At 64.5% G+C, this 11,401-nt stretch carries 10 protein-coding genes and 2 pseudogenes; 4 read left to right on the forward strand and 8 right to left on the reverse strand.

The genetic code is table 11. The features are described 5' to 3' along the window. Nucleotides 1-60: 60 nt before the first annotated feature. Both VK682_RS09415 and VK682_RS09420 read right to left on the reverse strand, forming a co-directional pair. A complete protein-coding gene (locus tag VK682_RS09415) occupies nucleotides 61-999 on the reverse strand; it encodes an ABC transporter substrate-binding protein (RefSeq protein ID WP_324781726.1) in 939 nt (312 codons plus the stop codon). A gap of 95 nt (nucleotides 1,000-1,094) precedes the next feature. Further along, the gene (locus VK682_RS09420; RefSeq protein ID WP_230795727.1) at nucleotides 1,095-2,129 is read right to left on the reverse strand and encodes an ABC transporter permease; all 1,035 of its coding nucleotides are present in this window, start codon (nucleotides 2,127-2,129) and stop codon (nucleotides 1,095-1,097) included. Between the two features lie 136 nt (nucleotides 2,130-2,265). Between VK682_RS09420 and VK682_RS09425 the strand changes: the two genes are divergently transcribed. After that, nucleotides 2,266-3,168 carry a GntR family transcriptional regulator gene (locus VK682_RS09425; RefSeq protein WP_089845502.1) on the forward strand — a complete coding sequence of 301 codons (903 nt, stop codon included), beginning with the start codon at nucleotides 2,266-2,268 and terminating at the stop codon, nucleotides 3,166-3,168. 6 nt (nucleotides 3,169-3,174) lie between these two features. Here the strand turns inward: VK682_RS09425 and VK682_RS09430 are convergent, their stop codons facing one another. Together VK682_RS09430 and VK682_RS09435 are read right to left on the reverse strand one after the other, a co-directional pair. Then, entirely contained in the window at nucleotides 3,175-4,143 is a 969-nt protein-coding gene (locus tag VK682_RS09430) for an aldo/keto reductase (protein WP_230795729.1), read from the reverse strand. A gap of 2 nt (nucleotides 4,144-4,145) precedes the next feature. Then, a complete protein-coding gene (locus VK682_RS09435; RefSeq protein WP_230795731.1) occupies nucleotides 4,146-5,237 on the reverse strand; it encodes a mannitol dehydrogenase family protein in 1,092 nt (363 codons plus the stop codon). Nucleotides 5,238-5,478: 241 nt separating this feature from the next. Between VK682_RS09435 and VK682_RS09440 the strand changes: the two genes are divergently transcribed. The 3 genes from VK682_RS09440 (at nucleotide 5,479) to VK682_RS09450 (ending at nucleotide 8,875) form a co-directional block, all read left to right on the forward strand. Beyond that, nucleotides 5,479-6,372 (forward strand): LysR family transcriptional regulator, encoded by an 894-nt coding sequence (locus VK682_RS09440; protein ID WP_230795733.1) that lies wholly within the window; start codon nucleotides 5,479-5,481, stop codon nucleotides 6,370-6,372. A gap of 215 nt (nucleotides 6,373-6,587) precedes the next feature. After that, entirely contained in the window at nucleotides 6,588-7,523 is a 936-nt protein-coding gene (locus VK682_RS09445) for a pirin family protein (protein ID WP_230795735.1), read from the forward strand. 98 nt (nucleotides 7,524-7,621) lie between these two features. Continuing rightward, nucleotides 7,622-8,875, forward strand: a complete 1,254-nt coding sequence (locus VK682_RS09450; protein ID WP_269061955.1) for a DUF5996 family protein — start codon at nucleotides 7,622-7,624, stop codon at nucleotides 8,873-8,875. A gap of 113 nt (nucleotides 8,876-8,988) precedes the next feature. On the opposite strand, the gene VK682_RS09455 is transcribed toward VK682_RS09450, so the two are convergent. The 4 genes and pseudogenes from VK682_RS09455 to VK682_RS09470 form a co-directional block, all read right to left on the reverse strand. After that, the gene (locus tag VK682_RS09455; RefSeq protein WP_230795737.1) at nucleotides 8,989-10,005 is read right to left on the reverse strand and encodes an ABC transporter ATP-binding protein; all 1,017 of its coding nucleotides are present in this window, start codon (nucleotides 10,003-10,005) and stop codon (nucleotides 8,989-8,991) included. A gap of 11 nt (nucleotides 10,006-10,016) precedes the next feature. After that, complete coding sequence (locus VK682_RS09460) at nucleotides 10,017-10,778, reverse strand: carbohydrate ABC transporter permease (RefSeq protein ID WP_089845683.1); 762 nt, start codon at nucleotides 10,776-10,778, stop codon at nucleotides 10,017-10,019. Between the two features lie 68 nt (nucleotides 10,779-10,846). Next, nucleotides 10,847-10,936: pseudogene (locus VK682_RS27335) on the reverse strand (sugar ABC transporter permease); the annotation flags it as partial. Between the two features lie 103 nt (nucleotides 10,937-11,039). Further along, a pseudogene (locus VK682_RS09470) lies at nucleotides 11,040-11,401 on the reverse strand (carbohydrate ABC transporter permease); the annotation flags it as partial.

The following is an 11,401-nucleotide window of genomic DNA, read 5'->3' on the forward strand; positions in this document are numbered from 1 at the left end:
GGGGGCGTCTGGAACTTGCGCCGGAGGGCACGCGAGACGCGCCCCCCGGCATGGCGCGCTTCAGTAAAGCACGCTCTTTGCCTCGTCGGTGTCGAGGTTTTCCTGATCCACCAGCACCACTCCGGTGTCGATGAAGGGCTCGACCGTCTCGCCCGACAGGATGTCGATCACCGCGTTCACGCCCATCTCGCCCATGGCGAAGGATCCTTGAACCGCCGTGGCCTCCATCAGCCCGTCGCGCACGAACTGCTGCAGATCCTCGTTGCCGTCAAAGCCAAGCACGACAAGCTCGCCTGCCTTGCCCGCCTGCATGATGGCGCGCCCCATGCCGACGGCGGTCGGTTCGTTGGCGCCGAAGATGCCCACCAGATCGGGGTTGGAGGCCAGAATGTCGGTGGTCTGGTTCAGCGCCGTCGCCATCTGGCTCTGCGAGTAATAGGGGCCGACGATTTCGAGGTCGGAATTGGCCTCGAGATAGTCAGAGAAGCAGCCGACCCGCCCGATTTCGGAGCCGACGCCCGCAACATAGGACATCACCGCGACCTTGCCCTCGGTGCCTGCCTCCGCGATCATGCGCTTGGCGACTTCCTCACCGGCGGCGCAGTTGTCGGTGGACAGGAAGGACTGGTAGGTGCCTTCGGCGCTTTCGGTCAGGGCGCTGTCGATGATCACCACCGGAATGGCGCTTTCGAAGGCGCGCTTCACCGCCGGGGCCAGCGCTTCGGGGTCAGACGGCGCCAGCACGATGCCAGCCACGCCACGGTTGATGGCGTTTTCCACCAGATTCACCTGATCGGCGACCGCGCTTTCCGTTGCGGGGCCGTCAAAGCTGAACGTGTGCTCGGACTGGCTGGAGATTGCGGCCTCCGCGCCCTTGTTCACGTTCTGCCAGAAGTTGGAGCTGGTGGTCTTCACGATCACCGCGATTTCACCGGCCTGCGCCAGCCCGGCGGACAGGGCCATGGCCGAAGCAAGCATGCCAATTTTCAAGGACCGCATCTCATTCCTCCTCTGTAGAGATATTGGTTAATTCTCTTCCGTATCGCCTGTGTCAGACCCCGCCTCCCGTGCGGGGCCGAACCTCGTTCTGCGGCTCAGCGCCGGTTGCGCATCTGGTCGATCCAGACCGCACCGATCACCACGGCGCCGATCACGATCTGCTGGATGAAGGCCGAAACCCCCGCCATGTTGAGCCCGTTGCGCAGGATGCCGATGATGAAGGCGCCGATCATGGTGCCGGAGACAGTGCCGACCCCGCCCGACAGGGACGCGCCGCCGATGACCGCCGCCGCGATGGCGTCAAGTTCATACATCACGCCCTCGCTTGGCTGCGCGGTGACCAGACGCGACATCAGCACGTTGCCCGCAAGGCCAGCCAGCGCGCCGGACATCACATAGGCATAAAGTTTGGTCCGGTCGACGCGCACGCCGGAAAGCCGCGCCGCTTCCTCGTTGGAGCCGGTGGCGTAGATGTGGCGCCCGATCTGGCGACGGTGCAGCATGTAAGCCGCCCCTGCTGCCACGACGAGCAGAAGGATCGCGGGATAGGGGATGCCCGGAAAGATGACCTTCGGAAAGCCGTTCGGCTGCAATTCGACCACGCGGAACAGCGCGCCATTGCCAAGGCGGCCAAACGCCTCTCCCAGCTGAGAAATCGGCGCAGCACCGGTCAGCTGCAGCGCCAGCCCGCGGGCCATCAGCATCATCCCGAGCGTTGCCACGAAGGGCGGGATTTTCGCCTTCGTCACCACCAGCCCGTTCACCGCGCCGCAGGCGGCGCCGATCACGACGCCAAGCCCCATGGCAAGCCCCACCGGCACCCCGGCCTTGACCGCCATCGCCGTGCCGACCCCGGCCAGCGCCAGCACCGAGCCCACCGACAGGTCGATGCCGCCGGTGATGATCACCATGGTCATGCCGATGCCCAGAAGACCGATCACCGAGGTCTGCAGCAGGATCGTCAGCCCGTTGTTCACCGAAAAGAACGACTGGCTGGCCAAGGCGAAGCCCACGATCAGCAGCAGCAGCGTCAGCAGGGCCGAGAGGCGGTGAATCTTGCCCGCATCCGGCATCAGGCTCGCGAACGAGGCAGGGCCCCGCCCCGCTGCGGGTTTGAGTGCTTGTGACATACGCCTCCCTTTCGCAGTCTTGCATTTAATTATTTAATACACAAACAGGACTCTGCTGTTTCCTGTCAATTGTTTTTTACGATAAGATACAAATACAAGCTCCGCCGCTTCGGCGAAGATGAGGAAAGGCAGGGACATGGCGCGCAGCGACACGAGATACAGGGAGGCCTACAACCAGATCCTCGCCTTCTGCGAACCGCTGCCTGCCGCCGCGCCGATTCCCTCGGAGACGCGGCTTGCCGAGATTGCCGGGGTCAGCCGGACGGTGATCCGCCGCTGTCTTGCACGGATGGAGGAGCTGGGCCTGATCTCGTGGCAGGGGCGCGACAAGCGCCTGCTGCGCACCCCGCAGGCCGAAGACCGGATCGCGGTGCCCGACTCGCCCTCAGACCGGAGCGACCTTGAACAGCGGTTTCTGGACTGGGTGCTGCGCTTTGACGTGCCCGCCAACACGCCGCTGTCGGTGGCCGAGCTGTCCCGCACCTTCGATGTGCCCCAGCATGACCTGAAGGAATTTCTGGCGGGACTGAGCCGCTTCGGCCTTGTCTCCCGCCGACCGCAGGGCGGCTGGATGCTTCTGGGCTTCACCAAGGATTTTGCGATCGAACTGTCGGATTTCCGCTCCGTGCTCGAACTGAACGCCGTGACCCATGTGGCCGATGCCCCGGTGGATCACCCCGTCTGGGCCGCGCTGGCGCAGCTGCGCAGGGATCACCTGTCGCTCAAGGACGCCATCGACACCGATTTTCACGAATTCTCGAAACTCGACGAACGCTTTCACCTTGCCATCAATTCGGTGGTGAAGAACCGCTTCATTGCCGAGTTCCAGAAGGTCATCTCACTGATCTTCCACTATCATTACATGTGGGACAAGACCGAGGAGAAGGTGCGCAACGCCGCCGCAATCGACGAACACATCGCGATCATCGACGCGCTGGAGGCCCGCGATGCCGAAGCCGCGCAGGCTGCCGCGCTGCGGCACCTGCGGACTTCGCGGACCACCCTGCTGTCCTCCCTGCGCCATCACCATCTGGGCTGAGCGTCCTCAGGCGAAAAGCGCTGCCAGTCCGGCGGGCACCGGCGCCTGCAGCGCCTCCAGATTGCGCGTCAGGGACGAGGGTTTCGCCGTGCCAAGCAGCACCGAAGCCGCCGCCGGATGCCGCATCGCGAAATGCAGCGCGGCAGTGGCCAGCGGAACGCCCTGCGCCTCGGCCTCGCTCTGCAGGTGCTCCACCCGCGCCAGAACCTCCCGTGGCGCGGGCCCGTAATCATAGGTGGCCCCGTCGACAGGGCCGGTGGCCAGAATGCCCGAATTGAAGATGCCGCCCAGAACCAGACTGGTGCCCGCCTTCCGGCATTCGGGGACCAGTTCCGCCTCCGCCGCCCGGTCAAGCAGCGTCAGCCGTCCGGCCAGCAGGATCACGTCGATCGGCCCGGCATGGCGCATCACGTCAAGGCAGACCTCGCATTCGTTGACGCCAAGTCCAAAGGCCCGGATGCGCCCCTGCTCCTTCAGCCTCACCAGCCGGTCATAGCCGGAGTCAAGGAAGGCGTCGCGATGGGGCGCATTGCCCTCTGCCCCATGGGTATATTCCCCAAGATCATGCACATAAAGAATGTCGATCCGGCTCCGCCCGAGCCGCGCGCAGCTCTGCTCGAAGCTCTCTTCGATGCCGTCCCCGGAGTAATCATAGCGCACGTCATTCTGGGCCGGGGAGACAAAGCCATCGGCTTCCACGATGGGGGCATGTGCCGGCGACAGCACCCGCCCCACCTTTGTGGAGACCGTGGCCCCCTGCCGCCCGGACAGAAACCGTCCGAGCCGCTCTTCCGACAGGCCGCGCCCGTAATGCGGCGCCGTGTCGAAATAGCGGATGCCCGCCTCCCAGGCGCAGGTCAGAACGGCTGTGGCCTCTGCCTCGCTGACCTCCCGGTAAAGATTGCCGATGCTGGCGCAGCCAAAGGAAAGCTCGGTGACCGACAGCCCGGTCTGGCCCACAGGTCTGGTTTTCATGGTCATTTCTCCTCCAGCGCCGCGCGCAGTTTGGGCTTGGCCCCGGTGTCGCCATTCTCCTCGGCCCAGGCGAGGAACGCGCCGATCCGGCGCCCCAGCTTTTCGGCATGGTTCTGGGCAATGTCCGCCAGGGCATGGTCGAGGTAAGGGTTGGCAAAGCGTTCCAGCGTCGTCTCCACATAGGCCGCAAGACCGGCCTCTTCCCCTGCGGCTGCAAAGCCCGGCACCACGTCTTCGGCGTAAACCGCCCGCAGGCGTTCCGCCCAGACCGGATCCGACATCACGTCCCGCACATGGACCGCGCCCTGCTTCCGCCGTGCCAGCCATTCGGAGACCATCCAGCTATGGCCAAGGTTCAGGACAAAGAGCTTGCGGCGTTCGATCACGCCAAGATCCGCCACCACCTGCACCGCCGGATGTGCGCAGGGGATCCGCAGGCGCGGCTGCGCCTCGATCGCCCAAAGCGCATAGGGCTCCGCCACCGCCCCTGCGGGATGCAGCGGTTCCGACACGATGCGGTCCACCAGCGAATTGACCCAGACCACCTCCTCGCGCAGCCAGTCGCGATAGGCGGGGTCCATGGCGGCCGCCGCCTCCAGCACAAGATCCCGCAGCACCGCACCATTGCTGCGCAAAAGCTCCGTCGGCATGATCTGCACCACCCGCCCGCCTGCCTCGAAGCGGGCTCTGAGCAGATGCGCAAGCTTGGCCGGATAGGACATGGCCGGATCAAGCACCCGTCCCTCATCGGCGGCGCTGCGGCGAAACCCCGCATCCGCCGTGTTGGACAGGAGGATGTCAGCCTGCTCCGCGACGATGCGCTGGACCTCCGCCATGTCGGTGCCAAAGATCAGGCCCCGCGCGATGGCGGAGACATGGCGCCGTTCCTCCACGGGCTTGCCCTGCGACAGGCCACGGATCTGGACATCATAGCCTTTCGCAAGTGCCTGAAGCCGCGCCGCGCGGCTTGGATCGCCACTGCTTTGCACCACCGTGACAGGGCGCTGGTCTGGCCAGCATTCGGCAAAGAACAGATCGGCATGTGCCTGCAGGAACCGGCTGGTGCCGAACTGCAGAACAGATGGAGTTGACATTGGAGGCCCTTCCGTTTTCAGTTTGTTATTATTTAGAACAAATCAGCTTGCAAGGGAAAACCGTGACACGCTCTTTGCGAGCAGCGGTCTGAACCGATGCGCCACGCACGCCGCAGGTTCCGGGACCACGCACCCGCCATCTGTGGCAGGGCTTGCTGGCTTGTGTTGCCTTGCCTGCGCGGAATACCCTGCGACGGCGCGGTGTTTCGGGGCGTCGTGTTGCCAAAAAGGGAACGTGAACGTGGATATCGAGGATCTTCGGACTTTCGTCGACGTTGCCGATGCCGGGGGTGTTTCGGCTGCCGCGCGACGTCTTGGCGTATCGAAGTCGATTGTCAGCCGGAGGCTCTTCAAGCTCGAGGCGGAACTTGGCGTCCAGCTTCTGCTCCGGACGACCCGCGGCGCCGCGCTGACCGAAGCGGGTGTCACCTTTCGCGAACATGCCGCCCGGATCGGCGCCGAACTGGAGACTGCCAGAGAGACGATCCTGCCAACCGGCGCGCTGCGCGGTCGCCTGAGAGTGGCGATGCCGCTTTCGTTCGGTCCGACCCATTTTGCGCCAGCCCTGGTCGACCTGTCGAAACGCCATCCCGAACTTCAGGTGCACGCCGCCTATAGCGACCGGTTTGTCGATCTCATCGCCGAAGGCTTCGACTGTGCGGTAAGGGTCGGCTACCTTGCGGAGTCCAGCCTGATTGCGAAACGCATCGGTCCGATCACGGGCAGGCTTGTCGCAAGCCCCGACTACATCAAGACCCATGGCGCCCCCGAGACTCTGGAGGAGCTTGCAGCGCATCACGCGCTCATGCAGGGAACCGAGACTTGGAAACTCACGGATGGCGACAAGATCATATCGTTTCAGCCGCAGGGGCAGTTCAAGGCCGATAACGGCACGGCCCTTACGGTTGCGGCGGTTGCAGGGCTGGGCATCGGCTACCTTCCGGACTGTCTGACCCATGACCATGTGGCGTCTGGCCGTCTTGTTCCGATCTTGCCAAATCATCCGCCCCCAACTGCCGCCGCCTATGTCATCCGCCCGCCGGGCCAGCACCCTGCCCGAAAGGTGCGGATCCTGACCGACATGCTGATCGAGCACTTCAGGGCGAACCCCGAACTCTGGGGGCGCGACGTCTGACCGGCGCCACGTCTGGCCCCACGGGGCAGGACGGGAAGGCCAAGCGCGCCCGGTGTTCCCCTTTGCGCGACGCAGATATGCGGGTTTCGGGCCTAGCGCCCGCGTCGCAGTCTGGCGACATTCGGGAGGAGCGCGCCCCCATCCTGCGCGTCGCGGCCAGTGCCGGGGCGATTGTCGGACTGGCGTGCAAGAGTGCAGAAATGAGGAGAGTCGTCATGAGCTGGAATCCTGCCGTAGATCCGGGCTGCCCCGACGATGTCGGCGCGGACTCGATCGAAACCCTGATCATTCCGCGCGCGCGTGATCTTGGCGATTTCGAGGTCCGCCGTGCCTTGCCGGCACCGAAGCGGCAGATGGTTGGCCCCTTCATCTTCTTCGATCAGGCGGGCCCCGCCGAATTCCTGACCGGACAGGGCGTCGATGTCAGGCCGCACCCGCATACCGGGCTTGGCACGGTCACTTACCTCTTTCGCGGCGATTTCCACCACCGCGACAGCACCGGCGCCGATCAGGTCATCCGGCCCGGCGAACTGAACTGGATGGTCGCGGGGCGGGGCGTCACCCATTCCGAACGCACCTCGGCCACCGCGCGCAGCGGGCCCAACAGCCTGTTCGGGATCCAGACATGGCTGGCGCTGCCCGACGCGCAGGAGGATATGACGCCCATGTTCGAGCATTTCGGCAGACAGGCCCTGCCGGTGATCGAAGACAGCGGCGTGACCGTGCGGCTTATCCTTGGCGATGCCTATGGCGAAACGGCGCCCGCGCAGATGTTCACGGACACGTTTTACGCCGATGTGGCGCTGGAGGCCGGGCGGCGGCTGCCGATGCCGGACGACCACGAGGACAGGGGCATCTACATCGTCGACGGCTCGATCACGGTCGCGGGACAGTGCTTTGATGCCGGGCAGATGATGGTGTTCCGTCCCGGCGACAGGATCACGGTCGCTGCCGGAGAAAGGGGCGCGCGGCTCATGATCCTTGGCGGCGCGACCTTCCCGGGCCCCCGCTATATCTGGTGGAACTTCGTGGCTTCGTCGAGAGAACGCATCGAGCAGGCCAAGGCCGAATGGCGGGCCGAGAACTGGGGCAGGGGACGTTTCGATCTTCCGGTCGATGACCGCGACGAGCACATCCCCCTGCCGGACTGAGCATGGCAGGCCTGCGGCCTTGCCAGAGCCTGCCCGCAGCGCCCCGCACGAGCCGACCCCTGATCGAAACCTGCATGACTGCCGAGGAGGATGCGGAGATGAGCCAAGACTGGCCGCAACTGGAGTATCTGGGCTGGCGCGAGACCTGTTCTGCCCTGCATCTTTACCTGCAGATCGCGGGGAAGTACCGGCTCGCCCGCACCCCGTGGCTCAATCATTCCTGGAATGCCACGTTCTACGTCACGCCGCGCGGCCTGACCTCCTCGCTGATCCCGGACGGGCCGGGCATCGAGATCGCCTTCGATTTTGTCGATCATGCGCTGCGGGGGACCAGCGGCGACGGCAGAACGGCCAGCTTTGCCCTCGGTCCCTCGACGGTGGCGGAGTTTCACGCGCAATTCCGGGATCTGGTTGCAACGCTTGGCGGCACGCCGCGCTTCAGCGGGGTGCCGAACGAGGTGCCCTTTCCGGTGCCGTTCAGCGAGGACCGGCGCGACAGGCCCTATGACGGTGCTGCGGTGCAGCGTTTCCATGCGGCGTTGCTGGCGATTGACGGCGTGTTCAAAACCTTCCGCTCCTCCTTCTTGGGCAAATCGAGCCCCGTCCATCTTTTCTGGGGCAGCTTCGACATAGCGGTGACCCGCTTTTCGGGGCGCCGCGCGCCGCTGCATCCAGCCGGCATCCCCACATTGCCCGACAACATCGCGCATGAAGCCTATGACCGGGAGGTGTCCTCGGCTGGGTTCTGGCCCGGCGGCGGCGGGATCGATTATCCGGCCTTTTACGCCTATGCCTATCCGGAGCCGAAAGGTTTCCGTACGGCGCCAGCCGGACCGGAGGCCGCTTTCTGGCATGAAGGCCTGTCGGAATTCATCCTGCCCTATGACGCCGTGCAGTCCTCATCCGACCCCAAGGCGGTCCTGCTGGAATTTCTGATGGCGACCTACGAGGCTGCGGCTGATCTGGCGGGATGGGACCGCGATGCTCTGGAATGCGCAGAGGGACGGCCCGGCGCACCCCGTGCGCATGATGCCGAGGTGCCGCGCCCGCATGACGCGGCGGTGGATGTGACGGTCGAGCGGCAGGATGCGGCAGCCAAGGGCCGCTACTTCGCGGTCGTCGGCGGCGTGGTGGCGGAAATGACCTACAGCCGGGTCAGCACCGACATGATCATCATCGACCATACGGATGTTCCAGCCGCCCTGCGCGGCCAGAAGATCGGCGAGCAGCTGGTGAGGAAGGCGGTGGAGGATGCCCGCCGCGATGGGGTGGTCATCGTCCCGCTCTGTCCGTTCGCCAAGGCGCAGTTCGGGCGCCATGCAGATTGGCAGGATGTTGTCGCCAAGCCGTGAACGTCTGGCTCCGGTACCGGCCAGCGGCCTGTCCGCCGTGTCGCTGACGAAGCACAAGCGCAGGTGACGGCGCCGCGCGCCGTCGCCCTGTCCACCCATCTGAGGGGGGGCGGTCAGACGGGGCGGGGCCGTGTCGCGTCTCCGGCGTCGTTGAACGTGTGAAGCTCTTTCTGCCTTGGCGTCACGAAGACCGCGTCTCCTGCGCGCAGCTCCACATTGCCGGGAACCCGCACCGAAATGAGGCTGTCATCCTCGCGCAGATGGACATGCAGGAACGTGTCGGATCCCAGATGTTCGGCCACGCCGACCCTGCCCGCCCACAGCCCGGAGTCGGTCGAAAGGTCAAGGTGTTCGGGGCGGATGCCGATGGCTACGGCACCGGAGCGGGCGGCGTAATCCCCTGTCAGGATGTTCATTTTTGGCGATCCGATGAATTCGGCCACGAAGCGGTTGCGCGGGTATCTGTAAAGCTCCAGCGGCGATCCGACCTGTTCGACCTGACCATTGTTCAGGACCACGATCTTGTCCGCCATGGTCATGGCTTCGACCTGATCATGGGTCACATAGATCATGGTCGTCTGCAGCCGCTCGTGCAGCTCGGAAATCTCGAGCCGCATTCCGACCCGAAGCGCGGCATCCAGATTGGAAAGCGGCTCGTCAAACAGGAAGGCGGCAGGTTCGCGGACGATGGCCCTGCCGATGGCCACGCGCTGCCGCTGGCCGCCGGACAGCTGGCCGGGGCGCCGGTCCAGATAGTCGGTCAGGTTCAGGGTCGCGGCGGCCTGCTCGACCTTCTTGCGCGCCGCGGCGGGATCCATCCCGGCCATGCGCAGCGGGAAGCCGATGTTTTTCCGCACCGACATATGCGGATACAGCGCGTAGGACTGGAACACCATCGCAAGCCTGCGTTTTGCGGGCGGCAGATGCGTGGCCTCGATGCCCGCGATGTCGATGCGGCCCGAGGAGACATCCTCCAGCCCCGCGATCAGGCGCAGCAGCGTGGACTTGCCACAGCCGGAGGGGCCGACGAAGACCACGAATTCCCCCTCGTCGATCTCAAGGTCGAGCGGCGGGATCACCTGCGCGCTGCCATAGGATTTGGTGACCTGTTTCAGTGTGATGCGAGACATCCGGGTATCCTTTATTTCACGGCGCCGAAGGTGAGGCCACGCACGAGCTGTTTCTGGCAGAACCAGCCGAGGATCATGATGGGGGCGATTGCCATGATCGACGCTGCGGAAAGCTTTGCGTAGAACAGGCCCTGCGGGCTGGAATAGCTGGCGATAAAGGCCGTCAGCGGCGCCGCGCTGGACGCGGTGAGGTTGATTGTCCAGAACGCCTCGTTCCAGGCAAGGATGATGTTCAGAAGGACGGTCGATGCGATGCCGGGCAGGGCGAGAGGCGCAAGGATGAAGAGGATTTCAGAGGTCAGGCCCGCCCCGTCCGTGCGCGCGGCTTCAAGGATCTCGCCGGGGATTTCCTTGAAATAGGTGTAAAGCATCCAGACGATGATCGGCAGGTTCATCAGGCCCAGCACGATGATGAGGCCGATCCTTGTATCAAGCAGCCCCCATTCCCGGAACAGCAGATAGATGGGAACCAGAACCCCGACCGGCGGCAGCATCTTGGTCGACAGCATCCACATCAGGATGTTCTTGGTGTGCCGCCCCGGAACAAAGGCCATGGACCACGCCGCGGGAATGCAGAAAAGCATCGCAAGCAGGGTGGAGCCGACCGAGATGATGACGGAATTCCAGAAATGGAGCGCATAATCGGACCGACGCAGCACGGTCCGGTAGTTTTCCAGCGTCCAGTCGAAATCAAGGAAGCGGGGCGGGATCGCGACCGCCACGGCCTCGGTCTTGAAGCTTGTCACCAGCGTCCAGAGGACCGGAAAGGCCATGGCGAGCGCGATCACCCATGCGAGGATGGAGAGCGGGACATGCCGCTTTTGCGAAAGATGTGCCAAGATCAGGCCTCCAGATTGCGGCCGATCATCCTCATCAGGAAGATCGCGACGATATTGGCCAGAAGAATCGCAACCACCCCGCCCGCAGAGCCCATGCCCACGTCGAACTGCAGCAGCGACTGCATGTAGATGAGATAGGTGAGGTTGGTGGACGCGGTGCCCGGTCCGCCATTCGTNCACCCCGCCCGCAGAGCCCATGCCCACGTCGAACTGCAGCAGCGACTGCATGTAGATGAGATAGGTGAGGTTGGTGGACGCGGTGCCCGGTCCGCCATTCGTGGTGACAAGGATTTCGGCAAAGACCGACAGCAGGAAGATCGTCTCGATCAGGATGACGACGGTGATGGCGCGCGCAAGATGGGGCAGGATGATCTCGAAAAACTTGGCCCGCGGCCCGGCACCATCCATGTCCGCCGCCTCTAGCTGGTCGCGGTCGAGCGACTGCAGCGCCGTGAGCAGGATGAGGGTCGCGAAGGGCAGCCATTGCCATGTGACGATGATCACCACCGACAGCTGTAAATGCTGGATCAAAATTCCCCAGAAGTGCTGGCGCAAAA

The sequence above is a fragment of the Salipiger marinus genome, assembly GCF_035481585.1.
Taxonomy (GTDB): domain Bacteria; phylum Pseudomonadota; class Alphaproteobacteria; order Rhodobacterales; family Rhodobacteraceae; genus Salipiger; species Salipiger marinus.

Bases quoted from the DNA above. Each gene is read 5' to 3' on its own strand.
- VK682_RS09415 (WP_324781726.1), bottom strand. From the start codon at position 999: ATGCGGTCCTTGAAAATTGGCATGCTTGCTTCGGCCATGGCCCTGTCC.
- VK682_RS09420 (WP_230795727.1), bottom strand. From the start codon at position 2,129: ATGTCACAAGCACTCAAACCCGCAGCGGGGCGGGGCCCTGCCTCGTTC.
- VK682_RS09425 (WP_089845502.1), top strand. From the start codon at position 2,266: ATGGCGCGCAGCGACACGAGATACAGGGAGGCCTACAACCAGATCCTC.
- VK682_RS09430 (WP_230795729.1), bottom strand. From the start codon at position 4,143: ATGAAAACCAGACCTGTGGGCCAGACCGGGCTGTCGGTCACCGAGCTT.
- VK682_RS09435 (WP_230795731.1), bottom strand. From the start codon at position 5,237: ATGTCAACTCCATCTGTTCTGCAGTTCGGCACCAGCCGGTTCCTGCAG.
- VK682_RS09445 (WP_230795735.1), top strand. From the start codon at position 6,588: ATGAGCTGGAATCCTGCCGTAGATCCGGGCTGCCCCGACGATGTCGGC.
- VK682_RS09450 (WP_269061955.1), top strand. From the start codon at position 7,622: ATGAGCCAAGACTGGCCGCAACTGGAGTATCTGGGCTGGCGCGAGACC.
- VK682_RS09455 (WP_230795737.1), bottom strand. From the start codon at position 10,005: ATGTCTCGCATCACACTGAAACAGGTCACCAAATCCTATGGCAGCGCG.
- VK682_RS09460 (WP_089845683.1), bottom strand. From the start codon at position 10,778: ATGGCCTTTCCGGTCCTCTGGACGCTGGTGACAAGCTTCAAGACCGAG.